This is a genomic window from Methylomonas sp. 2F7, assembly GCF_057126975.1.
The window spans coordinates 2293317-2319797 of the sequence record NZ_CP195203.1 but is presented as its reverse complement, the minus strand read 5'-3'; the positions used below and the strand labels follow the sequence as shown (position 1 = coordinate 2319797).

The following is a 26481-nucleotide window of genomic DNA, read 5'->3' as shown; positions in this document are numbered from 1 at the left end:
GCCAGCGCCCCGAGCCGATGGGATTTAAATGATTGCCGAGTTATCGGCATCGGATTGACTGAGTCCGTACCAATCCAGACGCCGCGTGGTGACCATCGCCAGAGCCAACAATGCAAACATCAGTAAAGACCCGAGCATCAACGCGTTATCCTCTGATTCCAACAAGCCATACAAACTACCGAACAAGCCCCCGAGTAAGGCGCCGGCGGCAATACCGCGTTTTGCGCTGCGCAACACCGCGCTGAGGTAGAAGCCGATCAATGCCACGCAAGCGGCGCTGGCGAATAGATAAGCCAGTAAAAAATCCAAGTGTTCCGATAAGCTCAACAGCAGCAAGAAAAACATCGCTAAAGCCAAACCGACCAATGCGTATTGGGCGGGATGAATCGCCAGGTTTTTCAGGATTTCGAACAGAAATATCGCCGCAAAGGTCAGGCAGACGAACAGGAAGCCATATTTGCTAGCTCTATCAGACAAGGAATAGACATTGATAGGCTCCATCAAGCGGATCCCGAAGCTATCGTAACAACTGAAAGCCTGACACTTGTATAGGTTTTCGGCGACATTTGATGCCAGTGCATCGACCGACCATAGCGCATGAAAACCGCTCTCGCCAACTTGCTGGGTTTGTGGATCCGGCAGAAATCGGCCGTAAAAGCTGGGATGCTGCCAGGCGGAGGATAGCTCCACGCGGGTTTGCTTGCCGGCCGGAATAAAATCCAGCGATTCGATGCCGCGTATTTTTAGCGTAAACGCAAACGGTATATTGATAGCGCCAAACTCGACCGGTGGCGCATCCAGTGTTACGTGCATGCCGTTGGCTTGGGGTATGGGTAATTCCGCGCCTTGTTCGAATGCATACTGCTTGCCGCCCCATTCCACACCGGGCGCTTCCAATACGCCGCGCATATCCGCCAATACGACGCTGGCATAAGGTGTGCCGAAACTGATCTGGCCGTTATGCAGCGGCTTGGGGTTACCGTAACCGCCAGGCAACTTCATATCACCCTTGATACTGACATTCAGCACGTAGGAACGCACTTTGAACAGTCCGCGTTGCTTGGTTTCCGTGGCAAGCTCGCCGGTTATGTTCAAGTGCTCGGGTAGAAAATACAGCAGGCGATTATCGACGCGTTCAATTTGTTCGCGTGTGGGTTGGCCGTCCTGTTTGGTTTCGATAATCTCGGTCCAGCGCTCAGTGTAAGGTACTGTCAGTAAGGGGCCGAATAACTGTTGCGGCCCGGCAGAGCTTGCAGCAATATCGCTTACAGTTTGTTGTTGGCGGTCAGCGCGTTCGCCAACCAGATTTTTTATCATGCCGATTGGGATCAGCAGTACCAAAGTCAAACCGAACATTATGCAGATCTTTTGCCAGAGTTTTTTTTGCATCGCGTTTATTCCGTAGAGTTAAAAGACGATGGTTAGCATGCTCCGGCAAGGTGAGCGGACGATGTGGGGGAAGTGAAGCGAGGGTGAAGTTGGCAGGATTGCCGTGTGCGTAACCGGAGAGGAGGAGTATGGCTAAGTTTTTAGCCATACCCTAAAAAGCTTAATCTATGGTTTCCACCCAATGACAACGCTCCTTGACGATGGGGGCTGTGTGCTCGTTGGCGATGCCTTTGGCGATCAAGGCAATCACCCGGTCGTCGGTGTCGTAGCCGATATGGGCATCCATCGGATTAGCCAGCTTACCTAAGCCAAACGCATCATAGACTCTGGCGACGTTGATATTGATGTTGGTGACATTAACGCATAATCGTGAATCCAGATACTTGTTCACAAAGTCGTGCGGGATGGCATAGCTCAGCAAATCGTTGGGATCGCTAAACGCAATCACCGAGGTTTTCGCCATGATCCGTTCGTTGTATTTGGCTCCTTCCGCTCGGCAATAGGTATCGGCATGATTGGCGACTTCCGGCAGCGCCCTACCTAATTGCAACATGGGCAATTGGTTGGACATCATGTAAATGGGTATCTCTTTATTCTTTAAAACATTGGTCAATGCTGCGTAATAGCTGGCTGTTTCACCGTTGCTCAACTTCGCGGCGATCTGCTGCAAACCGTCAATAGTAATGCGACTACCCAGACTGTGTGAGACGAAGGCGTAACTATCGTTATAAAACGGCGTGACGTTCTTGGTGGAGCAGTTTTGCTTGACATCATCCGGTAAACTATCCCAGTCGCCGTGGATCATCCAACAGAACGATTGCGCGAACGCCGAGAGAATGTCTTCGCGCTTCTCTCCCAGATAAATGATGGGGTCCGGTCCGGTATCGTTGGAGAATTTTTTTAACAGATCGTTGACTTCGGCGCGGCGAAACGATTGCTCTCCGGAGTTATCGTAGGACAGTACTTCTTTTTCTTTGGCGCTAATCTCCGACCAGGTCAGCTCGTAAAACAGCATTTCCTGATATTTGTTGGCGTCCAGATAACGGTGGATACGCAAATTTCCCAGCGGCCGCTCAAGGTTTTTTGCATCGGAGAGGCGGATATTTTTGACATTTCTGCTGGTGACGGTCAGATCAAGTTCCTTGGCCAGCTTTTCCATGAACTGCGTAGAGTAACCCGGTAAGTGGTTGCCAACCCCGTGCACCATCAGCAGCTTCATTTTCCGATCATGCACTTCCAGTTGCGGTTTGATTCCTTCGAATTTATCGCCTTTGATTTCGCAAATACGGGTGTCTTCCGCTTCCTGCTTTTCCAGAATGGCTTCGGTAATACCTTTGCCGAGACTGGCGCAACCGTTTAACAGCACGCTGATCGCCAGTATCAGCAGCTTGATGTCGACTTTTTTCATGTCTTGGATAGTGTTTATTGCTAGAGAGTGGTGATCTTGGAGCGCAGCCCCCGCATTACGCGAATGGCTGCTTCATGTCATGCGGAGATTTTATGATAAATCCCAGTTGCTCGGGAGGCTTAATCGGTGCGCGAATTGTAAACTCAGGTAAAAATGGCGTCTTGGCCGCATAAATTGCAGTTCGTGCCTCGCGCCAGCGTTGCAAGCTTATTCCTTATCCAGTTTTTTCTTGGCTGCCTCGGCTTGGGCGCCGATTTTTTCCACTGTTTCCCTATATTTGGCCTGAGCCTGATTCGCATGGTCAGCGATGATGCCGTTGTCGGTGTTGGCTTCTTTGATCAAGCATTCGAAATAATCACGCGATTTTTGTTGCCAGGCGTTGATCGCCGCAATGCTTTTATTGTAGGCATCGATATTGCCGCCATCGATAGTAGGTGACTCAGGCACTACGCCGCAGCCGCTGGGTTGCCAACTGCCATTGGTCAGGCTGCCGGCTTGCGCGGGGAGTGCGAACATGATGGGTAGCAAGGCGGCGATTGTTAATGTGTGTTTCATCTAGCTAACTCCTACAGTAAGAAAATACCAAGAATAATCAAGGTTACGAATTGCAAGTTGTGGAAACCGATTAGGGCCAAATTATTCCGCAACTTGCGCAGATTGCCAACGCTGGCCCTGTGCGGTTTAGCTCAGCATCTGCCGGATATGCTCGATCTCGTCCTTGGCCTGGTCGAGTATATTGATGCTCAAATCCGCGTCCAGATTACCTTTGGCCAATTTTTTATACGCCGGCAATTCGTCCAGTTTGGGCATTTGTTTGATGTCTATCTTGCCAATGAAGCTGTGCAATTGCGAAATCATGACTATATCGCTGTAACTGGCAGTTTCGCCGCTGTCGCGGTGCCAGTTTTCGGCGTGAATGATCACGTCTTCAAAGTCGCTGGGAAAATCCCATTTACGTATGATTTGCACGCCAATCGGGCTGCGCAATTCGCGTACCGCCTCAGCCAGGTCGCCTGGATTAGTCAAAATCTCCGGTTGCCGGTCAGCATAGGCCAAAATCGGCACCACGCCTATGTCGTGAATCAAGCCGGCCAACATGGCTCGGTCGGGATCGAAACCGGGGGTTTTATGGGCAAATACCGCACTGATCGCCGCGACATAACTGCTATGCGCCCAAAGTTCTTGCATCTTGCGGCGTATCACCGGGGATTTGGCGTTAAACACTGCCTTTAACGCGAAGGCGGTAATGATGTCCTGCGCGGCTTTCAAACCCAAACGGGTCAAGGCCTCCGGGCAGCTCTCAATCTTGCGCCGGCCTCGGTATAGCGGACTATTGGAGATTTTTACCAAGCGCGCGGTAATGCTGGGGTCGATTTGCACGACTCTGGCGATTTTGTTGCTGTTGGCGTTGGGTTCGTTGATCGCCCGGCGGATTTTTACCGAGACATCCGGGATGGTCGGCAGCGCCAAGGAATCGGATTGCATATATTTAAAGCAATCTTGATACAGACGATTTTTTGCCAGTTTGGCGGATAGCGCTTGAGAATGGGCCTCGGTCATTTACTTTGCTTTATTCGGGCAAGCGGCGGGGGATTGGTTTAAAATCCGCTGCTGCATTTTTAAACGTATTTTTAAGTATAGACACGCTATGAATTTAACAGGCCCGGATGTTATCACAACCCTCAGCAGCATCAGAGACTATATTCGCTGGGCTGCCAGCCGCTTTGCCGAACATCGGGTTTTTCTAGGTCACGGCACTGTCACACCTTTGGATGAAGCCGCGGCGATTGTGTTGCATACCTTGCATCAGCCTTACGATCTGGATCATGGCTATTTGGATTCGGTGCTGACTTTGGCAGAACGCCAAGCGGTGGTCGCATTGATCGAACGCCGCATCGTCGAACGTAAACCGTCCGCCTATTTAACCCACGAAGCGATATTTGCCGGCCTATCGTTTTATGTCGATGAACGGGTCTTGGTGCCGCGCTCGCCCATCGCCGAACTCATCGCCGAACGCTTCGAGCCTTGGGTGGAAGAAACTCAGGTGTTCAACATCCTGGATTTATGCACCGGCAGCGCCTGCATTGCTATTGCCTGCGCCTACGCTTTTCCGGATGCGCAAGTGGATGCGGTGGAATTGTCGGACGATGCTTTGGCAGTGGCCCAGATCAACATTGAAAAACATGAACTGGAAGAGCAGGTCCAACTCTATCAATCCGATTTATTCAAGGACTTGCCGGCCAAGCCTTACGACATCATCGTCAGCAATCCGCCTTATGTCGCCATCGCCGAATGGGAGAGCCTGCCCGCGGAATTTCACGCCGAACCCGAGATGGGTTTTACCGGCGGCGAACATGGTCTGGATTTGGTGTTGCGGATTTTGGTTGATGCCAAGCGTTATCTGGCGGAGCAGGGCATCTTGATCATCGAAGTGGGCAGCAGCGCCGAAACCTTGCAGGAAATGTTTCCCGACGTGCCGTTCCAATGGCTGGAATTCGAACGCGGCGGCGACGGCGTGTTTTTACTGACCGCCGCACAAGTCACTCTTTATCACTCACACTTTGTCAGCGCGTTATAAAAATGTCCGGAAACAGCATAGGAAAATTATTTACCGTCACCACCTCCGGCGAAAGCCACGGCCCGGCCTTATTGGCTATTGTCGATGGTTGCCCTCCCGGACTGGAGTTGTCCGAAGCCGATTTGCAAATCGATCTGGACCGGCGTAAACCCGGAACTTCCAGACACACCACGCAACGCCGGGAAGCCGATGAAGTGAAAATTCTATCCGGCGTGTTCGAAGGTAAAACCACCGGTTGCCCGATTGGGCTGATGATCGAAAACACCGACCAGCGCTCCAAGGATTATTCGAAAATTGCCGAGAGCTTCCGGCCTGGTCATGCCGATTACACCTACCAGCATAAATACGGGTTTAGAGATTATCGCGGCGGCGGTCGCTCGTCGGCGCGAGAAACCGCGATGCGCGTGGCCGCTGGCGCGATTGCCAAGAAATATCTATTCCAAGAACATGGCGTCCTGGTGCGCGGCTACTTGTCGCAACTGGGTCCGATCAAAATCGACGCATTCGACTGGAACGAAATTCCCAATAATCCTTTCTTCTGCCCGGATGCCGGTAAAGTTGAAGAAATGGAAAAATACATGGACGCCTTGCGTAAGGAAGGCGAATCCATCGGCGCGAAGATCGAAGTAATTGCCAGCAACGTCCCGCCCGGACTCGGCGAACCGATTTTTGATCGGCTGGATGCCGAACTGGCTTATGCTTTGATGAGCATCAACGCGGTAAAAGGTGTGGAGATTGGCGACGGTTTTGAGTGTATCGATACCAAAGGCACGAAATTTCGTGACGAAATCACCCCGGAAGGCTTTTTAAGCAACCATGCCGGCGGCATTATAGGTGGGATTTCCAGTGGCCAGGACATCGTGGCCCGGATTGCCTTGAAGCCCACCTCCAGCCTACGTTTGCCGGGCCGTAGCATCAACAGCAAAGGTGAAGTGATTGAAGTGGTCACCGAAGGCCGCCACGATCCTTGCGTCGGCATCCGCGCCACGCCGATTGCCGAAGCGATGGTGGCTATCGTATTGATGGATCATCTGTTACGGCATCGCGCGCAAAACCTGCATGTAAATTCAGGATTGCCGATTCTGCGCTGAATGAGCGTACCTTACTGGCGCTTATCCGGCTTTTACTTTTGCTATTTCGCCACGCTGGGTGCGTTCCTGCCGTTTTGGAGTTTATACCTAAAGCAAGTCGGCTTCGCCGCTACCGAAATCGGCGAACTGACTGCGTTTTTGGTGGCTACCAAGATCATCGCACCGAACTACTGGGGTTGGTTGGCCGACAAAACCGGCCGTAATTTACGCCTGATTCGCATCACCTCTTTGCTGTCCGTACTGTGTTTTGCCGGATTTTTATACCGTAGCGATTACCTATGGTTTGCGGCGGTGACAGTGATTTTCAGTTTTTTCTGGAACGCCACCTTGCCGCAGTTCGAAGCCGCGACCTTGTTTCATCTACAAGCCGAACCGCAGCGTTATAGCCAAATCCGGCTGTGGGGGTCTATCGGCTTTATTGCCGCGGTATTGGGCATCGGTCGGTTTCTGGATCAGTTTAGCATTGCCTATTTGCCGTGGATTATCGGTAGCTTGATGCTGTTGAATTGGTTGATGGCGCTGATTACGCCGGAAGCGAAGCCGCGTCTAACCCATACCGAAACGGGCGGGATTCGGCAGATTTTAATGAAACCGGAGCTGCTGGCATTTTTGTTGGTTTACATGCTGTTGCAAGTCGCGCACGGTCCTTATTACGTGTTTTATTCGGTTTACCTGAAACAACACGGCTATTCGGCCACCGAAACCGGTCTGTTGTGGGCCAGCGGCGTAGCGGCAGAGGTATTGCTGTTCATGGCGATGCGCCAGTTGTTGAAATGGCTCTCGCCGCGCACATTGTTGCTTGCCTCGGTATTGCTGAGCGTACTGCGTTGGCTGTTAATCGCCGAAGGGGTGGATTCGCTGGCATTGACCATCTGCGCGCAAATTCTGCATGCGGCTACCTTCGGTGTCGCGCATGTGGTGGCGATGCAATTGCTGTATCACTATTTCGGCGAACGCCATCAAAGCAAAGGCCAGGCACTGTACAGCAGTATCAGTTTTGGCTTGGGCGGGATGATAGGCAGTCTGTACAGCGGCTATTTCTGGGATATGCTGGGTGGGCGCTTGGTTTATATCATCGCCGCCTTGGTCTGTTGCGTGGCCTTGCTGATTACCTATATCGGCGTTGCCCGGCAATCTCGCCCCGGATTGGGTTAAAATTGATCAGTTTCATGAAAGAGGGATAGACAACGTGTTTGAAGTAATCAAAAACGGCGGCTGGATGATGGCGCCGATCATCTTGTGTTCCATCGTGGCTATGGCGATTATCGGCGAACGCTTTTGGTCTTTGCAGCGCAAACGCATCATTCCCGTCGATTTGGTGCCGTACATCTGGCAATTGCATCGGGACAAGAAGCTAGACGAACCGACCATTCGGCGCATCAAACTCAGCTCGCCTTTAGGCAGAATTCTGGCAGCCGGCTTGCTGAATCGCAAACATGGCCGGGAAATCATGAAATCCAGTATCGAAGAAGTAGGTCGGCAGGTGACTCACGAACTGGAGCGTTATTTAAACGCGCTAGGCAGCATCGCTTCGATTACGCCCTTACTCGGATTGCTGGGTACCGTGGACGGCATTATCCGGGTGTTTTCCGACATTGCGATTGGCGGCATGGGCGATCCGGCGGTGTTGAGCGGCGGTATTTCCGAAGCCTTGATTTGTACCGCCTCGGGCTTAACCGTGGCGATTCCCAGCCTGTTTTTTCACCGTTATTTCGAACGACTGGTGGACGATCACGTAGTGCGCATGGAAGAAGAGTCGCTGCGCCTGATCGACATCATGCAAGGCGCGCGCGAGGATATTTAATGCAATTCCGCCGCAAACGCCGCACGCAGGTAGATATCGGTTTAATCCCGATGATAGACGTGTTGCTGGTTTTACTGTTTTTCTTCATGGTGGCCACCACTTTTCGCCATCATTCCGAATTGAAGATCAACTTGCCGGAAGCCCAAGGCAGCGATGCCACTGAGCAGGGTAAGAGCATCAATTTATACGTTGACGTGAAAGGCACCTACGCCTTGGCCGGCGACGACAATCAATTTCATGAGCTGGTGAATCAAAATCTGGAGGGTTTGAAAGCGGCTTTAGCACAAACCGCCGGTGAGTCCAGACTGTTGCCGTTCATCATCAGCGCCGACGGCAAGGCCCCGCATCAAGCCGTAGTCAGCGCCTTGGATGTAGCAAATCAATTGGGCTTTCACCACATTACTTTCGCTATCAACAGACCGGAAAAACCGTGAACAAAAAATTGATCAAATGGTTTGAGGACGCCTGGTACAAGGAGATGTATATCTCCGCCTGGCTGATGCCGTGGTCCATGCTCTATGTCGATGCCATCCGTTTGCGGCGCTTTTTGTATCGCATTGGCGTACTGAAAAAGACCAGACTGCCGGTGCCGGTGATTATCGTTGGCAATATCACCGTCGGCGGTACCGGCAAAACGCCGTTGGTGATCTGGATGGTCGAGTTTTTGAAACAACATGGCTACAAAACCGGTGTGATCAGTCGCGGTTATGCCGGTGCGGCCAGCACCAGCCCGCAAGCCGTGACCGCGATCAGCGATCCGGCTCAAGTGGGTGACGAAGCGGTGTTGTTAGCCAAACGTTGCGCTTGCCCGATTGTGGTAGGGGCGGACCGGGTCGCGGCGGGCCGGCAATTGTTGTCTAGCAATGCGTGCGATGTGCTGATCTCCGATGACGGTTTACAGCACTATGCGCTGGAACGCGACATCGAGATCGTCGTGATCGACGGTCAGCGTCGTTTCGGTAATGGTTATTGTCTGCCGGTTGGCCCGTTACGCGAGCCGCAGGAACGCGTCAAACAGGTCGATCTGGTGGTCGTCAACGGCCCGGACGAATTGTTGGAAGGTGAAATGCCGATGCATTGCAAAGGCCAGCAATTAATTAATTTGCAAACCGGCGAACGAAAACCGCTTGGCGAATTCAAGGGTGTGGCGTGTCACGCAGTCGCTGCGATAGGTAACCCGGCCCGCTTCTTTGCGCAATTGGCCGCCGCCGGTCTGAATTGTCAAACCCACGCCTTGCCGGATCATCACCCGTTTACTGCCGAAGACTTGCAATTTAAAGAGCCGCGCCCGGTACTTATGACCGAAAAGGACGCGGTGAAATGCGCCCGCTTCGCTACCGACCAGTACTGGTATTTACCTATCGATGCCGAACTGCCCGAGGCATTTTCCCAACAACTTTTAAAACTACTTAAAGACAAAGCTCATGGATAAAAAACTGCTCGAGATTCTGGCCTGCCCGCTGTGCAAAAGCTCCCTGATTTACGACAAAGACAAGCAGGAGTTGATTTGCAAAGCCGACAATTTAGCCTTCCCAATCCGCGACGATATTCCGGTGATGCTGGAAGACGAAGCCCGCGAACTGAGTTTCGAAGAATCGGACGCTCTACGTAAATGAGCGCCGGTTTTAAAGTCGTCATTCCGGCTCGCTACGGTTCTACCCGCTTGCCGGGTAAACCCATGCTGGACATCGCCGGCAAGCCGATGATCGTCCATGTCTGCGAGCGCGCATTGGAAGCCGATGCCGAGCAAGTGGTGGTGGCGACCGACGATCAACGTATCTTCGACGCGGTCGGCGATTTAGGTTTGCTGGCGGTCATGACTGATCCCAATCACCAGTCCGGCACCGAACGGATTGCCGAAGTGGCCCGGATTATGGGCTGGGCCGACGAGCAAATCGTGGTCAATCTGCAAGGCGATGAACCGTTGATTCCACCGGCTTATATTCGCGATGCTGCTCTGGCGCTGGCGGGTCAAGACCAAGCTGGCATTGCTACCTTGGCTGCGAAAATTTTGGATGTGGAGGAAATCTTCAATCCGAATGCGGTGAAGGTGGTCTTGGATAAAGATGGCTATGCCTTATATTTCAGCCGGGCGGCGATTCCTTGGAATCGGGCGACGTTTCCTAATAAGCACGATCCAGCTTCATCTGGTTTGCCGCATCTCAGGCATATTGGTATGTATGCTTATACGGTTGGGTTTTTGAATCGTTATTGCAGTTGGGCTGCGTCGCCGTTAGAGGGTGTTGAGTCTTTGGAGCAGCTTCGGATTCTTTGGCATGGGGAGCGGGTGTTGGTGAAGATTGTTGATCGGACGCCCGAGGCGGGGGTGGATACGGAGGAGGATTTGGTGAGGGTTTCTAGGCGACTGAGGCAGCTCTAGTTCAGTCAATAGCTATATAGGTGCAAGTGGGTATTTTCATGCCCCATATTCAATTGTTATGTTTGTTCTTTACAAACTATGGATGAAAAGGTTAAAGCTTCTTGGGAAAGAGTTCTGAATCCAGTAACTCTAAAGTCAAATATCATCAATGCTTCAATATTTAACATGGCTTTTGAAATGCTCAAGAGTAGCATTGTTGAGAAAATTGAAAGTTTTTTTGTCGAAGGCTTTGATGAAAATGGCCTTATTCTAAGTCCTGCATACAAATCTGAGGTACTTAGCTTAAATAGAAGTCCAATATATGCCTCGTTAAAATGGCTTCAGAACATGAAGGCCATTGATCAAAATGATTTTGAATTATTTGAGTATATAAAAAGGTGTCGAAATACACTCATTCATGAGATGCTTCAATTCGCTTCACAAGGCGTTGATTTTGATGTAAATATCGTATTTGATCAAATGGTTTCTCTGTTAAGAAAGATAGAAATGTGGTGGTTCGAGAATTTCGAAATGGAAATTGATCCAGATGCATACCCAGACGACTTGGATTTGAGGCAAGTAATTCCCGGCCCAGTTTGGAGTTTGCAAATGTTAATTGATATAGCGTTGGGGCCGGAAGAAGAGGCCCAAAAATACTATGAACAGTTTGTCTCGAATTTAGCGCGGTAGCGGTTTTAGGGATTGAAAATTAATGTGTCGCTATCGCGACCGCTTGATTTAATCGGGTTTTCGCACCCGAAAGCGAGATACTTTCTTTTGCTCCGCCAAAAGAAAGTATCCAAAGAAAAGGCGGCCCGGATGCCGCTTGCTTCCTGCGCGCCGAAGCTTTTATCGAGGGTCGGCAGAAGGGGCTTCCCAGCCCCTCCGCCGACGCGCCGCATCCTTGCGGCGCCCCTTCGGGCTGTTCTCGATAAAAGCTCCGGTGCTCGGTGCGGCATACGGGGGAACACCGTCGCTGTGTATTAGGGGTATATACGCTCCCTCTCCTCACGGGAGAGGCCTGGGGTGAGGGAATACATGGTTATTACAACGTTTATTTGAGTTTCCCTCATCCTAACCTTCTCCCTGGGGGAGAAGGGACTTTTATCTTTGGAGTCGGTTTTGATCCCGTGTTTCGACCCCGAGCATCGCAGTTTTTTGCAGGATTAGCCCTTTCGCCAACCCCTGCAAAAAACGAGAAGCGCAGGATCAGGGCGAAATCCGGGTGTCCTTTCTTTTGGATACTTTTCTTTGGACAAGCACAAATTCGCTTGGAGCGAATTTGAACAGCCGATAGGCTGGCCCGAAGGGCGAAAACCAAGGATGGTTTTCGTAGCGAAAAGTATCTCGGCTGTCGGGCCGAGACCCGACTTCAAAACAGTCCGTCGCGATAGCGACATCAAATTATGACCATCATCAACCTCTCCCAAGAACCCCACCAAATCCCCACCCTAGCCCAATGGCACCAAGCCGAATGGGCAAATCTCAATCCCGGCCAAACCCTGGAACACCGCATCGAAAGAATGCAAGCTTATTTATGCGATAAATTAGTTCCGAGCACCTTCATTTACAAACATGAAGGACAACTGGCTGGCTCCGCAGCCATCATTGAAAGCGACATGGATACCCGTCCCGAACTGACGCCATGGTTAGCCAGCGTTTACGTGGCGCCCGAATACCGCCGGCAGGGTATAGGTGCGAAACTGGTACAACATGTCATGCTGCAAGCTCAGGCCGCCGGTTTTGCCAAACTCTATCTGTTTACACCGGATCAGGCGAATTTCTACGCAAAATTTGGCTGGACTGCGATGGCCGAAGAATATTATCGTGGTCACCGCGTCACGCTGATGAGCGTGACGCTAAATCTTTCGGAAGACTAGGCGTTCTCCAAACCGAGAATAAAGTCCCATTGCTCGGCATTCACCGGCATGATGGACAGCCGGTTCCCGCGGCGAAGCAAAGCCAGATCGGCCAGTTCGGTTTTCAGTTTCAATTCGCGCAGACTGATATTACGTGATAGCTTTCTGACAAACTTTACATCGACCATATACCAGGTAGGTTTGTCCGGATTACTTTTCGGATCGAAGTGCTTGTCGTCCGGGTCAAACGCGGTAAAGTCCGGATAAGATTCGCGCACAACTTGCATGATGCCGACGATGCCTGGTTCGTCGCAGTTGGAATGGTAAAAAAACACCTTATCGCCGATTTTCATGTCGTCGCGCATCATGTTTCGGGCTTGGTAGTTGCGGACACCGTCCCAATGCTCGGTTTGTTCGGGTCGGTTAAACAAGTCGTCAATGCCGAAGGTGTCGGGTTCTGATTTCATCAGCCAGTAATTCATAGATTTCCAGTTTGGGATTTGTTGTCAGGTTTTTTCATTTATCCCAAACTCAGACACAATCGGCAAGCAAAATCGCGCAAAACAGTGGCCGAAAACACCAGCAGTGTCGTGGACTCTGAATAGGGGTGGGGTTTTGAAGCCTAGCGATAGCCAGTAGCCATTGAAACCGGGCTTTGTGTGAGCTAAATATTCGCCCGAAGTGGTCTAAACTTGACAGCCAGCGGGGCAGCACTCAGGCCTGTCGTGGTATAGTATCCACACCAGTATTGTCGTTAGATAGATAGTGCTTAAATAAATACATTTCCGCTTCGTTAAATAATTTCAATTAGTCTATTTACGGAGTTTACAACGGCCTTTTTTAAAGAATACGGTCGGTGTCTATTACTACGGTAGTTTTTACTATTTCATCTGATTTATGTCTGCTAGTATTAAAAAAAGCAAAAGACGTCGCTATATCAGGTATGCGATTGATCTAAACGCTTTATTGATAATCGACCAAACCGATACACTGGAATGCCGTATTCTGGATTTTTGTAGCGGTGGATTTTATCTGGTTTTTGATAAAACTCATCCGCAGATTGTTTTGCATAAAAATATAAAAATCCGCTTTTCTATTCAATTAGAGTTTGAACTAAAAGCTTTTGAAGTAGATGCACAAATAACGCATATCGGCTCGACGGGAGTAGGCCTTGTCACTGAACAGATGCCCGCCGCCACGTTTAATGCTTTAAGAAAAATAGCAAGTGTTGGATCGCTGGCCTCAACGCATGACAATTTAGACACTTCACCAGATAATTTAAATCAAGAAAATTATAAAAACACATTTAAACAATTTCTAATAGAAAGTTTGCCTTCATTAGTCGATAGATTTTTTGACTCGCTCGGCGATTGTATGGAAGCTGCGAACGCGCATTCTGAGTTTTTTTCAAGTCCGTCGGCTTTTGATGATTTAATTACTACGCTAAAGCTGAATAGAGAGATTATTAGTAGCGAGTTTTGTTGTTCTGTTATATATCAGGTTGATTATATTTCTAGTGACAGCGAAAAAAACTCAGATGCTTTATATCATGATTCGCTTTCATTAGTAGAAAAAGACGACTTTGAAGACTGGTTGAATATGTCGGCCGCTATCAGAAAGCTTAAAAACTATTTTGACGATGAGCTTAGTCTTTTAGTTAGAGAATTATGCAGAGTGTTTGGTGTATTTGACAATACGGTCAATAATCCGATTGGTCCGGCGGTTTTATGTGACAGCTTTAGGGAAATATTCTTACAGCTAGAGCTGGGGAGTAATATAAAAAAGGCGATTTATAATTGCTTCGAAAAAACCTTAATTATCGAATTACCTAATTTTTACAAGCAAGCAGCTGCGACTTTATCTAAATTTGAATCGGCACGATTGAAAATGCCGGTTCATAGCAAGCAGAGCGGCCCTGCTTTTGATGCTAAAAATAGCGAAAAGCATCAAGTTTATTTCAATGATTATTTGGATGCGGAACCGATTGCCGTTCACAAAGCCATTCAACCTTTAAGCCAGGTTACAGGCAAATTACTTAACCTGTTAAGTGAAACAATGGGTGTATCCACCGATACCAGGCAGGAGCAAAGCAGTCAGCTGATCAGCAACGCCCAACAGGTATTTGACCCTTCGGAAGTATTATCTGCGATTGCTAAAATTCAAAAGGATATTGCCGCTAAATCGGGTCTTCATTTAGATACTACAACACTACAAAAAAGCCTTACTGATAAATTACAAGCTGATAATCCGGAGGCAAAATCGTTGGCCGCAAACGATGTTCAGCGTCTTGAGCTGTATGGCAGGTTTTTTGATGCCTTGTTTGGTGAGCTTGAGTTTTCTAAAGACATTAAAGATTACTTGGAAAGTATTCATTTGCCTTTATTGTCATTACCTATGCAAGGTAATGATTTTCTGGATTCCGAATCGCATCCTGCCCGCAAGATACTTAACCAGCTAGCCGTTCTGGAGCCGGCGATTAAAAGTAATCGGGTAATCAAAAATACTAATATAAAAAATACCGTAGAAAAGGCCATCGCGCGGATTTCCGCTGAGTCCATTAGCAATCCTAACGTCTTCACGGAAGTCGAACATGAATTGGAAAGCGTCGCTAAACAGTTGACCAAATCCAATGAAACCAATGTCAAACGTATTATAGAGCCCTACGAAGGCCAACAAAAATTGGAGGCGGCCAGGCTGACTATTCAGCAGGAAGTCGATAAGCGCATAGCCGGCCGCTCCGTGCCATCGATTATTCCCACGCTGCTTGGGGCGGGATGGCAAGACCTGTTAGTGATTGCCGAGTTAAATAAGGAAGCTAATCCCGAAGAAAAAGCCTCCTATCTGAAAGTTATTGACGATTTACTATTTTGGCTTTACGAACAGGATTCGTTTCTAAATATGCAATCGGTCAGCATTCATACCACACTCAAATTTATCGAAGATAATTTAGGCACGGTTTGTCCTAACTTATTCAAACGCGATAATGTTATTGAGGAGTTATTTGCTTTGCTGGTAGGCAGCGGGGTGCCAAAAGTTAGGAAACCGATGGACACCATCAGAATTCCGGCCTCGAAATCCACGAAGGATGTTATTGAATCTGAATGGGCGGTACAGGTTGCACAACTACAGGTAGGAGAATGGCTGATAATTTATAGAGGTTCGGAAGGTTTTGAGCCGATGAAACTGGTCTGGATAGGGGATGTTTTACCGATTTGCGTTTTTGTTAACCGAGATGGACTAACTAAGTTAGAACTGAGTAAGAGCGAATTAGCATTACTTTTAGAAAACGGCGGGGCTAATAGAATCGAAAGTCTGGACGTGCCCTTAATGGATCGCGCGACCAATCAAATGTTGCAAAACATGCATAGCAAGCTGATTTATAACGCAACGCACGATGCGGAAACCGACCTGCTCACCAAAGACGAGTTTATTAAACAGCTAAAAGTAGAGCTAGTTAAACTCGATAGCACCGGGCATATACTGTGTCATATAGAGGTGTTGGATTTTCGAGTCATTACCAATGTTTGCGGTGTAAATGGCGGTAAACAATTCTTAAAAACTCTCACGCATTTAATTGGCGATCAGTTGCGCGATTGCGATTTATTCGCGCGAATCGGCGATAAATCGTTTGCGGTGCTGTTAAAAGATTGCACTGCGCAAACCGCTTATGATTTAAGCAAAAAACTGTTAAAAGTCATCAGCGAATCGCGATTTCAATGGCAAGATAAAAGCTATACCATCGGTGTAAGTATTGGTTTGGTGCCGTTCGAACAGAATAATTTCGATGTTAACGAGTTGTTGCAAAATGCCGATACTGCCAGTATGTCGGCGGAGCGTTCCGGTCCGAATAATGTATTGCTTTTTACGAACGATGACGAGAATTTAAAACGTCAAAATAAAATATACGAATGGATAGGCAATATTGACAAGGTGTTTTCCGAGAATAGATTGTTTTTACGTTGCCAAATGATTGCCGCTGTCGATGAAACCAGTGCTAGCCATCAACATTACGAAATTCTGCTGGGTATTAAAGACGAAAACGATAATATTATTCCGCCCGATCATTTTATACCCGCCGTGGAACGCTGTAAGCGTATGCCGGAAATTGATCAATGGGTAATTACCAATGTGTTGTTGTGGATTGAGAATAATAGAAATTATTTTGATCATATCGATGGATTCGCTATCAATCTATCCGGCCAATCCATTAATAGCGAAGAGTTTTTAGGGTTTCTTAAAGGGATATTAGACTCGACTAGCGTGCCGACAAACAAACTTACTTTCGAAGTCACGGAGACAGTTGCAGCGGAAAGTTTTTACTTAACAAATAGTTTCATCAAAGCAATCAAACAGTTTAATTGTAAGTTTTCATTGGATGATTTCGGGTCAGGTTACTCTTCCTACTCGTATCTGAAAAATTTAAATATCGATTACCTGAAAATAGATGGGGCTTTTGTTAAAGATATTTTAAATAGTAAAGCCGATATTGCGATAGTGAAATCCATGAACGAAATCGCCCATTCTCTGGGCTTGGCAACCATCGCTGAATACGTTGAAAACGCTGAAATTAGAGAGGTTTTAAAAACCATAGGTGTCGATTTTGCACAAGGCTACGGCGTGCATAAACCGATGCCGCTTAACGAGTTGGTCATAGAACCACCACCGAGTGCACCGCTTTTTTCATTTGAAGACACTGAGTTCTGGGGGTTTTGAAAGCAGGGTGTCTAAAAAATTAGCCACATTACTGTTGCCACAAACAATTGCCGCTGACTTTGGCTATTTTTGCCAGGCGCTGTTGGTGCGCCAGTTCTTCCTCACTACTACAAGCAATTATTTTTAATGGCGCTCTGTCGGCCGATAGTCGCACGATAGCTTGTTCGCTACCATTGCCGGTGTGATCGCCTTCATCCAGCAAGGAGGCCTGGCCACCGGTCATCAATAAATAGACATCCGCGAGGATTTCGGCGTCGAGTAAAGCGCCATGCAATTCGCGGTGACTGTTGTCTATGCCGTAGCGTTTACATAACGCATCCAAACTGTTTCGCGCGCCGGGGTGTTTTTTCCGGGCGTAAGCCAGGGTGTCGAACACAGTGCTGTTGGTTTCAACGCGGCGTTTTTCGCCGGCTAACAGAGCCAATTCGTGATTCAAGAAGCCGACGTCAAACGGTGCGTTGTGAATAATCAGCTCCGCGCCTTGGGTAAAACGCAGAAAGTCTTCGACCACATTGGCGAAGCGAGGCTTATCTTTTAAAAACTCGTTGGTGATGCCATGCACTTCGATAGCGCCGGCATCGATTTCCCGGTCCGGATTCAGATAGACGTGAAAATGATTACGGGTCAAACGGCGGTTAATCAGTTCCACGCAGCCGATTTCGATAATCTTATGGCCTTCCTTGGGGTTGATGCCGGTGGTTTCAGTATCCAGCACCACTTGGCGGATTTGGCGGGGTTGTTGACTCATGGCGTATCCTATCCGCAAAACGCTTTGAGCAATTCGCTTTGCACTTGATAAATGGGTTGATCGCCGGCGCGCAAATGCCGGTATTGGCCGTCGCTTTGCAGTTGCCAGGCTTGGGCGTTATCTCTGAGATACGCATCCAGGTCGTTTAGAATTCGTTCCGCAATACGTTTATCGGCGATAGGGAAACAGACCTCGACGCGGCGGAACATATTGCGGTTCATTAAATCGGCGCTGGATGCGTATACCGCCCAGTCGCCGCCGTTGCAAAACGCATAGATGCGGGTATGTTCCAGGAAGCGGCCGACGATGGAGCGTACTTCGATATTCTCTGAAACACCTGGCACGCCGGGGCGTATACAGCAAACCCCGCGCACGATCATTTTGATTTCCACGCCGGCTTGCGATGCGCGGTACAGGGCTTGTATGGCCTGCTCCTCAACCACGGCATTGACCTTGATGATAATCTTGGCCGGCTTGCCTTTTTTGGCGTTCTCGATTTCCCTGTCAATCATCTTCATGATGCCGTGATGCAAAGTGAACGGCGATTGCAGCAGCTTATTTAGCTTGCTGACCTTGCCTAAACTGGTCAATTGCATGAATACCCGGCGCACGTCTTCGCCTAGTTCTTTTTCGCAGGTAAACAACCCATAGTCGGTATAAAGCCGGGCGGTTTTTGGATGGTAGTTGCCGGTGCCCAGATGCACATAATTACGTAATGTGCTGCCTTCCTTGCGCAAGACCATGCACATTTTGGCGTGGGTTTTATACCCAACCACGCCATATACCACGTGCGCGGCGGCTTCTTGCAGTTTCGCGGCCAGACCGATATTGTCTTTTTCATCGAAGCGCGCCCGCAGTTCTATGACCACCGTGACTTCCTTACCGGCGCGGGCAGCCTTGATCAACGCTGCAACGATAGGCGAGTCCACGCCGGTCCGATACAAGGTTTGTTTGATGGCTAATACATCCGGATCCGCAGCGGCTTGACGAATGAAATCCACTACCGGCGAGAAAGACTCGTACGGATGGTGTAACAAAATATCCTGCTTACGGATACTGGCAAAAATGTCCTTATTGCGACCTAGCGCTGACGGCGTGCTGGATTTAAACGGCGTAAATTTCAGATCGGGCCTTTCGACCATGTTCAATATAGTTTGGATACGGCTCAGATTGACCGGACCGTTGGCTAAGAATAGTCGGTCAGGTTTTAAATCAAAACGCGCCAACAAGAAATTCACGGTTTCTTCGGGACAATTGCCGTCGATTTCCAGGCGCACTTCATCGCCGTAATTGCGCATAGCCAATTCGCCTTCCACGGCCAACATCAAGTCGTCGATCGCGTCGTCGTCGACAAAAAAATCGCTGTTGCGCGTGACCCGGAATTGATAGCAGCCCTTAACCATCATGCCGTTGAACAACTCGTTGACGAAAGCATGAATAATGGAGGACAGAAACACAAAATCGTAAGGCCCACTATCGGTCTCGCTGACAGGTAATTGCACAATACGGGGCAGGGCACGCGGCGCCTGCAAAATCGCCCGGCCGCTGTTACGCCCGAACGCATCCTTGCCGGTCAGCGAGATGATGAAATTTAAACTCTTGTTCAGAATGCGAGGGAAAGGATGGGCGGAATCCAGTCCGACCGGGGTCAGAATCGGCAGCAGCTCTTCGTTGAAATATTTTTCCAACCAGACTTTTTGCGCCGGGCTCCAGCGGTCACGCCGCAGGAAACGAATATTTTCGGTCTCCAGGCAGGGGATCAGCACCTCGTTTAGTACCCGGTATTGCTCGGCGACCAGTTCGTGGGCTTTGATCGAGATTTTTTCGAATTGCTCGTTAATGGTTAAGCCGTCGGAACTGACCAGATTAGGATCCATTTCCGCCATTTGTATCAAGCTGGCGACGCGTACTTCGTAAAACTCGTCCAGGTTGGAACAAGAAATGCATAAGTAATTCAGCCGTTCCAATAGGGGCAGCGTTTCGTCCAGGGCTTGAGCGAGCACCCGAAAATTGAACTCCAATAAGCTGTGTTCGCGGTTGATATAAAGCTCGGGACTAGTTAGATCGATTGATTCCATGTCGGCTGCTGGTTGGATTGGGGTCAGTCGATTATAAATGAAATTTTTTAGCCTTGGGTTACAGCGGCGCTTGAGGTCTGGAACTTGCTATAATCGCCGCCGTAACCTTAACCGGACGTTAAAGTCATGAACTTCCCAACCATAGAATCTTTTGTCGGAAATACGCCATTGGTGCGATTGCAACGCTTGCCGGTCGCCGGCGGCAATACTATTTTGGTGAAGCTGGAAGGTAACAATCCGGCTGGTTCGGTTAAAGACCGCCCAGCCTTAAGTATGATTCAACATGCCGAAGCGCGCGGCGAGATCAAGCCCGGCGACCGCCTGATCGAAGCCACCAGCGGCAATACCGGCATTGCATTAGCGATGGCGGCGGCGATCAAGGGTTATAAAATGACTTTGATCATGCCGGACAATATGAGCTCGGAACGCATCGCGTCAATGAAAGCCTACGGCGCGGAGATCATCCTAACGCCGGCCAAAGGCAGCATGGAAGGTGCTATCGATCTGGCGCGGGCTATGGAAGCGCGCGGCGAGGGGCGGATTCTGGATCAATTCGCCAACCCCGACAATCCGTTGGCGCATTACGAAGGTACCGGTCCGGAAATCTGGCGCGACACGCACGGCAAAATTACGCATTTCGTCAGCTCTATGGGCACTACTGGTACCATTATGGGCACTTCCAGATATTTGAAAGAGCAAAATCAAGATATTCAAATCGTCGGCGTGCAGCCGGAAGGTGACTCAAAAATCCCCGGCATTCGCCGTTGGCCTAAGGAATATTTACCCAAAATATTTGAATCGGTAAGGGTGGATAGCATCATCGAAGTCAATCAGCTGAACGCGGAAAACACCACGCGAGCCTTGGCGGCGGAAGAGGGCATTTTTGCCGGCGTTTCGTCCGGCGGCGCAGTTTACGCGGCTTTGCAATTGTCTCAACAAGTTGAAAATGCCTTGATCGTGGCGATAGTCTGCGATAGGGGCGACCGCTATTTATCCACCGGCATTTTTCCAACCTAAACAACACAGCTTTATATTGGGTTACACCACGTTAACCCAAGCTACCCAATCGAGCAAATGGCCCACAAGAAAAAACTCCCGTTAGACCCCATCACCGTTACCATAGAATCTTTGTCTCACGATGGCCGTGGTGTCAGCCACGTCAACGGCAAAGTCGTGTTCATCGATGAAGCCTTGCCTGGCGAAACCCTGGAATTTGTCTACACCGACAGCCGCAAGGACTATGCGGAAGGCAAAGTGGTCAATCTGATAAGCCGGTCTGAACACCGGGTCGATCCAGCTTGTCCGCATTTCGGCAGTTGCGGCGGTTGCAGTTTTCAACATGTCGATGACGCCGAACAGATCAACTTCAAAGAAGATTTGCTGCGCGATCAGTTCCGCCGCATCGGCAAAGTTGAAATTCCGCAAATCTGGGAAGCGTTAACCGGGCCGCATTGGGGATACCGCAGCAAGGCCCGGATGGGCGTGAAATGGGTGGCAAAAAAGAATAGAGTGTTGGTGGGTTTTCGCGAGCGGCGCAACCCGTTTTTAGCGGAAATCGATAGCTGCAAAGTGATGAATCCCATCGTCGGCGAAAAGCTGGTTGCTTTGGGGGAGATGATCGCTGGTCTAACAGTGAAAGATAAAATTCCGCAAATCGAAGTCGCTATAGGCGATAAGGAATGCGTACTGGCGTTTCGGGTACTGGAGCCGCCTACCGATGCCGATAAACAGCGGCTGCGCGAATTTGCCCATCAAAATCAGGTCAGCATTTGTTTGCAGCCGAAAGGTCCGGATACCATCGTGCCTTTGGACGGCGAGCCGGAAGTCATTCCGAGTTATGCGCTAGCCGAACAAGGCGTTAAGTTCAATTTCCGCCCGGCGATGTTTACCCAGGTCAATTATCAGATCAATCAAAAAATGGTGACACGGGCCTTGGCAGCGCTGGAGTTGACCAAGGACGACAGGGTGCTGGATTTGTTTTGCGGACTGGGCAATTTCACCTTGCCGCTGGCGACCCAGGCGGGTCAGGTCGTCGGTGTGGAAGGCGACTTGCCGCTGGTCAAGCACGCCCGCGAAAATGCCAAGTTGAATAATCTCGACAATGTCGAGTTTCATGTAGCCGATTTGACCAAGGACCTGAAAGACCAACCCTGGTCCAAGCAAAAATTTACCAAGGTGTTGCTGGACCCTTCTCGGGCCGGTGCGTCGGAAGTGTTACACAACTTAAAACACTGGCGGCCGGAGCGCATTGTTTACGTATCCTGCAATCCCTCCACTTTGGCACGCGATGCCGGAATTTTGGTCAACGAGCTGGGTTACAAGCTGGTCAAGGCCGGAGTGATGGATATGTTTCCGCAAACCGCGCATGTCGAATCGATAGCCCTGTTTGTAAAATGATCCCTGGTTCTTGGCAATGAACGCATTTACCGGCATCTCTCGCTATCTGGATGTTTCAATTACCGAGCAACACCTACGTTTATTAGACAACGGCGCCGTGCTGGCCGAGTATCCGGTCTCAACGGCTAAAAACGGCCCCGGCGAAAAAAAAGGCAGCTACTGCACGCCGACCGGCTGGCATAAAATCCGCGCCAAAATCGGCGCTGGCCTGCCGATTAACAGCGTCCTTGCCGGCCGCCGGCCCACCGGGGAAATCTACACACCCGAATTAGGCTTACAGCATCCGCAACGCGACTGGATACTCAGCCGTATTCTCTGGCTGGGCGGCCTGGAACCAGGTAAAAACCGCTACGGCGATGTCGATTCCACTTGGCGCTACATCTACATTCACGGCACCCCGGATGGGCTGATGCAAGGCAAGCCGGAATCGCATGGGTGCCTGCGCATGCTTAACGCCGACGTCATTACCTTATTCGACTACGTCGCGGTTGGTTGCCGGGTATGGATTCATGAATAGTTACCTAATTTTATGCCGCGCATCGTTTTAGGCATCGAATACGACGGCAGTGCCTATGCCGGCTGGCAATGGCAAAACGGTAAAGCCACTGTGCAAGGCCAACTGGAACAGGCCTTGAGTAAAATTGCCAATCAGCCGATTACTGTTCTTTGCGCGGGCCGCACCGATGCCGGCGTGCATGCTTTAGAACAGGTGGTACATTTCGATTGTGAGGTCGAGCGCGACATGCATGCTTGGCTGATGGGCGGTAACAGCCAATTGCCCGACGATATTCGCATCACGTGGGCGCAATTGGCGCTCGGTGATTTTCATGCGCGTTACAGCGCCATCGCCCGTGCTTATCGCTATGTGATTCTGAATCGACCCATGAAGTCGGCCTTGTTAAGAACCCAGGCTACCTGGTGTTACCAGTCGTTGGACGAACAGGCCATGCATCAGGCGGCGCAAGCACTGCTAGGTGAACACGATTTTTCCTCGTTCCGCGCGCAAAGTTGTCAGTCGGTCAGTCCCAATCGTTTAATGCATTTTATCGATGTCTACCGAGACGAGCAGCGAGTGATCATTGACTTATGCGCCAACGCTTTTCTGCATCATATGGTGAGAAATATCGCCGGGGTACTGATGGAAATCGGCATGGGGCGAAGGCCCGGCGCTTGGACCAGCGAGTTGTTGGCCATTAAAGACCGCTCGCAAGCGGCAGTCACCGCGCCGCCTCATGGCTTGCACCTGGCAGCCGTGTATTATCCTGAATGTTATGGCATAAGCAAAAATGTGCTATTTGATAAATTACCGGCCGGCGTGAAACGCTATGATTGAAAGCTAGCTTGCAGGGAAAATTATTGTTCTCAAGACCCTGCGCTGTTGGGGAATATTCGGCCCGGCCGCGTAGCGGAACAATGCGCCTGATTGCGTCACCCCAACCGCATCGCCATGAACGAAGGCCTATTCATGCCCGGAATCGACTCCAACAAGGCCCATACCCCCCAATGCCGTTAAGTTAAGTTTAGGCGTTGTTAATTCCCCTCTTTGAAAAAGAGGGGTGCAGGGGAGATTTTCGGAATAAATCCCCCTCGATCCCCCTTTTTCAAAGGGGGGAAGAGCCTTAACTTAACGGCATTGCCACACCCCCCCGGTGCCAAATAGCAGGCTACTGGTTGGGTAAATCACCATCAGTTAACCACTTATCCGAACTAAGCAAGTTTTTTGCTTTAAAGATTTGGCAATTCGCCACGGCCGTATGCTTGGCAGAATGGCGCGCAAGCCATTTTACAAGGCTCTAAAACTAATGAGGCATTCAGGCAAGTAATGTTAACTTGCGCGTTCGGGAGTGTCCCAAATTTTGTGTAAACGGTAGTTTGGTTTAATGGCTAGGGAAGCGATCTTCGAACTGAATACTAAACCGATTCAAAGCGGCTTTCCAATCGTAGACGGGCATGGTCCAATTTTGGCTGATATTGCGCAACGCCAAATAGAGCAGTTTGGACAAGGCGTCATCACTGGGGAAGACCGCGCGGTTTTTCATGATTTTTCTCAGACTTCGATTCACCGATTCGATGGTATTGGTGGTGTAGATCACCTTGCGAATCTCGGGCGGATAGTCAAAAAAAGGGATGATGTGCCCCCAGTTTCGTCGCCAGATAGGGGCGATCGTGGGATAGGTCTCCAGCCAGTTGGCCTCGAATTCGGTCAGCTTTTGCTCGGCTTCCCTCGCCGTTGCGGCTCGATAAATCTGCTTGAGGTCGTCGGCAACCGACTGGCGCCTTTTGTAGCTGACATAGTTGAGGCTATGACGGACCAAGTGGACAATACACAGTTGAACGGCCGCTTTGGGAAACACGGTTTCGATAGCCTCCGGAAATCCCTTCAGACCATCGACACAGGCGATAAAGATGTCGTTGACGCCACGGTTCTTGAGCTCGGTGACCACTTGCAACCAAAATTTGGCGCCTTCGCTTTGGGCAATCCACAGCCCCAGCACTTCTTTGTGGCCGTCCAGATTGACACCGATGGCCAGATAGACGGCCTTGACCCGCACGCTGCCACTATCGCGCACTTTGGTATGCAGACAGTCGAGGTACACAATCGGGTAAATCGGATCCAGCGGGCGGCTTTGCCAGACGCCCACCTCTTCGAGTACCGCGTCGGTCACCGAGGAAATCAAGGTGGGGGATACCTCGGTGCCGTAAAGCTCGAATAAATGGGCTTGGATTTCCCGTACCGTCAGTCCTCGGGCATATAACGAAATGATCTTATCGTCGAAACCGGTCCAGCGCCGTTGATGCTTAGGAATGATCTGCGGTTCGAATTCGCCATGACGGTCGCGGGGAATCTCGATAGGCAAGTCGCCGAAGTCACCTTTCAGCGTTTTCCGGCTTTTGCCGTTTCGGGCATTGCTGCTGGCGTTGGTCACCGCCTCATGCTTACCGTGGCCCAAGTGCGCGGTCATTTCCGCTTCCAGGGCCCGTTCGACTATCGCTTTGGTCAACTGCTTCAGCAGACCATTGGCACCGATCAGGTCCTCGGGTTTTTGATAGTGCGACATCAAGGCGTCGAGTAGGTCATCCGGTATGGCTTTTGATGATACGGTCATGGTTTCCTCCTTGTCAGGATCGGTAGTTTCCTACCTCAGGGCCGTTTACACAAAAATTCTTACACCCTCGCGCGTTCATAGTTGTGGCTTGCCCTTTGGCCTTTAGACTTAGCGCTTAAGCCATTTCAGCTAGTGGTTTTGGTAAAACGCCTTGCCCGCGAAGCAATTTACCTTGCGGGCAAGGCTTTGAGCATGGCGTTTGGCTCTAATAGGCTTGCGGCTTTAGTGCAAAGGCTTGCAAGCCATTCTTATTGCAATTTCGCTGGAGTGCGAAGGCTAGGCGGAAAGACAGAAAGCTTCACCGGCCAGCCAATTTGCTAATCGTGTTTAGCTCTCAGGATGAGTGGTTTGAGTTTTTGGCTTGGCGCCACGGTTAAATCGGATAGACATTGCTTGCCGTAACGTTTCCAAGCCCGCGCCTTTGCCGGCGATTTTCAACGAGGCATAAGCATCCAGGCTAAAACTATAAATATCGCTGCCCAGCGCCATGTCGGTATCTTCGCCTCTGCTCAATAAATCGCGCAAGCGATGCAGGCGAGGGCGGAGATTATCGAGAGTAGCTAGATCGGCTTGCGCTTCAAGCATATCGAGACCGGGCGGAATGGCTTGCGTATTTTGGGTGGCCACCGTCAGCGTCTGGCGACAGAACGCTTCGGTTTTATCACCCATCTTCAGGATGGTGCGGCGCTCTTCCGGGGTTAAAACCAGGAAGCCGGCGAAGCGTTCTTCCAAGGTCTTTAGAGCGGCGTCTATGTCGGTCAGATCATTATCGGAAAGGCTTAAAGAAATCAGATGTTGACTCATGTTTATCTCCTTTTGGTGTGGCTGATGCTGCGGATGAAAGGGGTGAAGTCCGCAGAAGGAAAGCGTAGGCTAGATTTAGAAAAGCGCGTGATATTATTTGCTAGGAATCGGTGTGATTTTGGTGGAATCTGATTCCCAAGCTCTGG

24 protein-coding genes are annotated in these 26481 nt (G+C 50.0%); 15 read left to right on the top strand and 9 right to left on the bottom strand.

Annotated elements, in window-relative coordinates:
* Positions 1-24: 24 nt before the first annotated feature.
* From creD to ACR64Q_RS10500, 4 genes are all read right to left on the bottom strand, one after another.
* The gene (gene creD, locus ACR64Q_RS10515; protein WP_313734628.1) at positions 25-1389 is read right to left on the bottom strand and encodes a cell envelope integrity protein CreD; all 1365 of its coding nucleotides are present in this window, start codon (positions 1387-1389) and stop codon (positions 25-27) included.
* Positions 1390-1549: 160 nt separating this feature from the next.
* On the bottom strand, positions 1550-2797 hold the full coding sequence (locus tag ACR64Q_RS10510) for a hypothetical protein (protein WP_313734626.1): 1248 nt from the start codon (positions 2795-2797) through the stop codon (positions 1550-1552).
* Positions 2798-3004: 207 nt separating this feature from the next.
* Positions 3005-3352, bottom strand: a complete 348-nt coding sequence (locus ACR64Q_RS10505; protein ID WP_020481251.1) for a hypothetical protein — start codon at positions 3350-3352, stop codon at positions 3005-3007.
* A 126-nt stretch (positions 3353-3478) separates the two neighbouring features.
* Positions 3479-4357, bottom strand: coding sequence for an HDOD domain-containing protein (locus ACR64Q_RS10500; RefSeq protein ID WP_313734624.1), 879 nt, complete (start codon positions 4355-4357; stop codon positions 3479-3481).
* Between the two features lie 88 nt (positions 4358-4445).
* On the opposite strand from ACR64Q_RS10500, the gene prmB reads away from it, so the two are divergent.
* The 10 genes from prmB to ACR64Q_RS10450 all read left to right on the top strand — a co-directional run bounded on the left by prmB (position 4446) and on the right by ACR64Q_RS10450 (position 12509).
* On the top strand, positions 4446-5375 hold the full coding sequence (prmB, locus tag ACR64Q_RS10495) for a 50S ribosomal protein L3 N(5)-glutamine methyltransferase (protein WP_313734623.1): 930 nt from the start codon (positions 4446-4448) through the stop codon (positions 5373-5375).
* A gap of 2 nt (positions 5376-5377) precedes the next feature.
* Positions 5378-6466, top strand: a complete 1089-nt coding sequence (gene aroC / locus ACR64Q_RS10490) for a chorismate synthase (protein ID WP_313734622.1) — start codon at positions 5378-5380, stop codon at positions 6464-6466.
* Positions 6467-7621, top strand: a complete 1155-nt coding sequence (locus ACR64Q_RS10485) for an MFS transporter (protein WP_313734621.1) — start codon at positions 6467-6469, stop codon at positions 7619-7621. It abuts the gene before it with no gap.
* A gap of 34 nt (positions 7622-7655) precedes the next feature.
* Positions 7656-8270, top strand: coding sequence for a MotA/TolQ/ExbB proton channel family protein (locus tag ACR64Q_RS10480; RefSeq protein WP_020481246.1), 615 nt, complete (start codon positions 7656-7658; stop codon positions 8268-8270).
* On the top strand, positions 8270-8704 hold the full coding sequence (locus tag ACR64Q_RS10475) for an ExbD/TolR family protein (protein WP_313734618.1): 435 nt from the start codon (positions 8270-8272) through the stop codon (positions 8702-8704). The genes ACR64Q_RS10480 and ACR64Q_RS10475 overlap by 1 nt, the downstream gene beginning before the upstream one ends.
* Before the next feature lie 44 nt (positions 8705-8748).
* The gene (gene lpxK / locus ACR64Q_RS10470) at positions 8749-9702 is read left to right on the top strand and encodes a tetraacyldisaccharide 4'-kinase (protein ID WP_409521213.1); all 954 of its coding nucleotides are present in this window, start codon (positions 8749-8751) and stop codon (positions 9700-9702) included.
* Positions 9695-9886: a Trm112 family protein gene (locus tag ACR64Q_RS10465; protein WP_020481243.1), complete on the top strand. Its 192-nt coding sequence runs from the start codon at positions 9695-9697 to the stop codon at positions 9884-9886. The genes lpxK and ACR64Q_RS10465 overlap by 8 nt, the downstream gene beginning before the upstream one ends.
* Positions 9883-10650 carry a 3-deoxy-manno-octulosonate cytidylyltransferase gene (gene kdsB, locus ACR64Q_RS10460; RefSeq protein WP_313734615.1) on the top strand — a complete coding sequence of 256 codons (768 nt, stop codon included), beginning with the start codon at positions 9883-9885 and terminating at the stop codon, positions 10648-10650. The genes ACR64Q_RS10465 and kdsB overlap by 4 nt, the downstream gene beginning before the upstream one ends.
* Before the next feature lie 78 nt (positions 10651-10728).
* Positions 10729-11319 carry a hypothetical protein gene (locus ACR64Q_RS10455; RefSeq protein ID WP_313734613.1) on the top strand — a complete coding sequence of 197 codons (591 nt, stop codon included), beginning with the start codon at positions 10729-10731 and terminating at the stop codon, positions 11317-11319.
* A 716-nt stretch (positions 11320-12035) separates the two neighbouring features.
* Complete coding sequence (locus tag ACR64Q_RS10450; protein ID WP_313734612.1) at positions 12036-12509, top strand: GNAT family N-acetyltransferase; 474 nt, start codon at positions 12036-12038, stop codon at positions 12507-12509.
* Here the strand turns inward: ACR64Q_RS10450 and ACR64Q_RS10445 are convergent.
* Positions 12506-12970, bottom strand: coding sequence for an EVE domain-containing protein (locus ACR64Q_RS10445; RefSeq protein ID WP_313734610.1), 465 nt, complete (start codon positions 12968-12970; stop codon positions 12506-12508). The two genes, ACR64Q_RS10450 and ACR64Q_RS10445, sit on opposite strands and share 4 nt — an antisense overlap.
* A 415-nt stretch (positions 12971-13385) precedes the next feature.
* On the opposite strand from ACR64Q_RS10445, the gene ACR64Q_RS10440 reads away from it, so the two are divergent.
* The gene (locus tag ACR64Q_RS10440) at positions 13386-17201 is read left to right on the top strand and encodes a DUF1631 family protein (protein ID WP_313734608.1); all 3816 of its coding nucleotides are present in this window, start codon (positions 13386-13388) and stop codon (positions 17199-17201) included.
* A 28-nt stretch (positions 17202-17229) separates the two neighbouring features.
* Here the strand turns inward: ACR64Q_RS10440 and dnaQ are convergent, their stop codons facing one another.
* Together dnaQ and ppk1 are read right to left on the bottom strand one after the other, a co-directional pair.
* Positions 17230-17949, bottom strand: coding sequence for a DNA polymerase III subunit epsilon (gene dnaQ, locus ACR64Q_RS10435; RefSeq protein ID WP_313734607.1), 720 nt, complete (start codon positions 17947-17949; stop codon positions 17230-17232).
* Between the two features lie 8 nt (positions 17950-17957).
* Positions 17958-20027: a polyphosphate kinase 1 gene (gene ppk1 / locus ACR64Q_RS10430; protein WP_313734606.1), complete on the bottom strand. Its 2070-nt coding sequence runs from the start codon at positions 20025-20027 to the stop codon at positions 17958-17960.
* 126 nt (positions 20028-20153) lie between these two features.
* Here ppk1 and cysM point away from each other — a divergent pair, with 126 nt between their 5' ends.
* Genes cysM through truA form a run of 4 tightly spaced genes read left to right on the top strand, consistent with a single transcriptional unit; the run spans position 20154 to position 23757 of the window.
* Positions 20154-21044, top strand: coding sequence for a cysteine synthase CysM (gene cysM, locus ACR64Q_RS10425; RefSeq protein WP_313734605.1), 891 nt, complete (start codon positions 20154-20156; stop codon positions 21042-21044).
* A 57-nt stretch (positions 21045-21101) separates the two neighbouring features.
* Complete coding sequence (rlmD, locus tag ACR64Q_RS10420) at positions 21102-22424, top strand: 23S rRNA (uracil(1939)-C(5))-methyltransferase RlmD (RefSeq protein WP_313734604.1); 1323 nt, start codon at positions 21102-21104, stop codon at positions 22422-22424.
* 16 nt (positions 22425-22440) lie between these two features.
* Positions 22441-22941 (top strand): L,D-transpeptidase family protein, encoded by a 501-nt coding sequence (locus ACR64Q_RS10415; protein WP_313734603.1) that lies wholly within the window; start codon positions 22441-22443, stop codon positions 22939-22941.
* Between the two features lie 12 nt (positions 22942-22953).
* The gene (truA, locus tag ACR64Q_RS10410; protein ID WP_313734602.1) at positions 22954-23757 is read left to right on the top strand and encodes a tRNA pseudouridine(38-40) synthase TruA; all 804 of its coding nucleotides are present in this window, start codon (positions 22954-22956) and stop codon (positions 23755-23757) included.
* Positions 23758-24301: 544 nt separating this feature from the next.
* Here truA and ACR64Q_RS10405 read toward each other — a convergent pair.
* Together ACR64Q_RS10405 and ACR64Q_RS10400 are read right to left on the bottom strand one after the other, a co-directional pair.
* Entirely contained in the window at positions 24302-25531 is a 1230-nt protein-coding gene (locus ACR64Q_RS10405) for an IS256 family transposase (RefSeq protein ID WP_026600850.1), read from the bottom strand.
* A gap of 327 nt (positions 25532-25858) precedes the next feature.
* On the bottom strand, positions 25859-26335 hold the full coding sequence (locus ACR64Q_RS10400) for a hypothetical protein (RefSeq protein WP_313734600.1): 477 nt from the start codon (positions 26333-26335) through the stop codon (positions 25859-25861).
* Positions 26336-26481 lie beyond the last annotated feature (146 nt).

What these genes read in the sequence shown, in the direction of transcription:
- ACR64Q_RS10510 (WP_313734626.1), bottom strand. Translation starts at nt 2,797, where the DNA reads ATGAAAAAAGTCGACATCAAGCTGCTGATACTGGCGATCAGCGTGCTG.
- kdsB (WP_313734615.1), top strand. Translation starts at nt 9,883, where the DNA reads ATGAGCGCCGGTTTTAAAGTCGTCATTCCGGCTCGCTACGGTTCTACC.
- ACR64Q_RS10415 (WP_313734603.1), top strand. Translation starts at nt 22,441, where the DNA reads ATGAACGCATTTACCGGCATCTCTCGCTATCTGGATGTTTCAATTACC.
- ppk1 (WP_313734606.1), bottom strand. Translation starts at nt 20,027, where the DNA reads ATGGAATCAATCGATCTAACTAGTCCCGAGCTTTATATCAACCGCGAA.
- ACR64Q_RS10475 (WP_313734618.1), top strand. Translation starts at nt 8,270, where the DNA reads ATGCAATTCCGCCGCAAACGCCGCACGCAGGTAGATATCGGTTTAATC.
- ACR64Q_RS10450 (WP_313734612.1), top strand. Translation starts at nt 12,036, where the DNA reads ATGACCATCATCAACCTCTCCCAAGAACCCCACCAAATCCCCACCCTA.
- ACR64Q_RS10405 (WP_026600850.1), bottom strand. Translation starts at nt 25,531, where the DNA reads ATGACCGTATCATCAAAAGCCATACCGGATGACCTACTCGACGCCTTG.
- ACR64Q_RS10500 (WP_313734624.1), bottom strand. Translation starts at nt 4,357, where the DNA reads ATGACCGAGGCCCATTCTCAAGCGCTATCCGCCAAACTGGCAAAAAAT.
- rlmD (WP_313734604.1), top strand. Translation starts at nt 21,102, where the DNA reads ATGGCCCACAAGAAAAAACTCCCGTTAGACCCCATCACCGTTACCATA.
- aroC (WP_313734622.1), top strand. Translation starts at nt 5,378, where the DNA reads ATGTCCGGAAACAGCATAGGAAAATTATTTACCGTCACCACCTCCGGC.
- ACR64Q_RS10440 (WP_313734608.1), top strand. Translation starts at nt 13,386, where the DNA reads ATGTCTGCTAGTATTAAAAAAAGCAAAAGACGTCGCTATATCAGGTAT.
- creD (WP_313734628.1), bottom strand. Translation starts at nt 1,389, where the DNA reads ATGCAAAAAAAACTCTGGCAAAAGATCTGCATAATGTTCGGTTTGACT.
- prmB (WP_313734623.1), top strand. Translation starts at nt 4,446, where the DNA reads ATGAATTTAACAGGCCCGGATGTTATCACAACCCTCAGCAGCATCAGA.
- truA (WP_313734602.1), top strand. Translation starts at nt 22,954, where the DNA reads ATGCCGCGCATCGTTTTAGGCATCGAATACGACGGCAGTGCCTATGCC.
- ACR64Q_RS10445 (WP_313734610.1), bottom strand. Translation starts at nt 12,970, where the DNA reads ATGAATTACTGGCTGATGAAATCAGAACCCGACACCTTCGGCATTGAC.
- lpxK (WP_409521213.1), top strand. Translation starts at nt 8,749, where the DNA reads ATGTATATCTCCGCCTGGCTGATGCCGTGGTCCATGCTCTATGTCGAT.
- ACR64Q_RS10505 (WP_020481251.1), bottom strand. Translation starts at nt 3,352, where the DNA reads ATGAAACACACATTAACAATCGCCGCCTTGCTACCCATCATGTTCGCA.
- dnaQ (WP_313734607.1), bottom strand. Translation starts at nt 17,949, where the DNA reads ATGAGTCAACAACCCCGCCAAATCCGCCAAGTGGTGCTGGATACTGAA.
- ACR64Q_RS10400 (WP_313734600.1), bottom strand. Translation starts at nt 26,335, where the DNA reads ATGAGTCAACATCTGATTTCTTTAAGCCTTTCCGATAATGATCTGACC.
- ACR64Q_RS10485 (WP_313734621.1), top strand. Translation starts at nt 6,467, where the DNA reads ATGAGCGTACCTTACTGGCGCTTATCCGGCTTTTACTTTTGCTATTTC.
- ACR64Q_RS10465 (WP_020481243.1), top strand. Translation starts at nt 9,695, where the DNA reads ATGGATAAAAAACTGCTCGAGATTCTGGCCTGCCCGCTGTGCAAAAGC.
- cysM (WP_313734605.1), top strand. Translation starts at nt 20,154, where the DNA reads ATGAACTTCCCAACCATAGAATCTTTTGTCGGAAATACGCCATTGGTG.
- ACR64Q_RS10455 (WP_313734613.1), top strand. Translation starts at nt 10,729, where the DNA reads ATGGATGAAAAGGTTAAAGCTTCTTGGGAAAGAGTTCTGAATCCAGTA.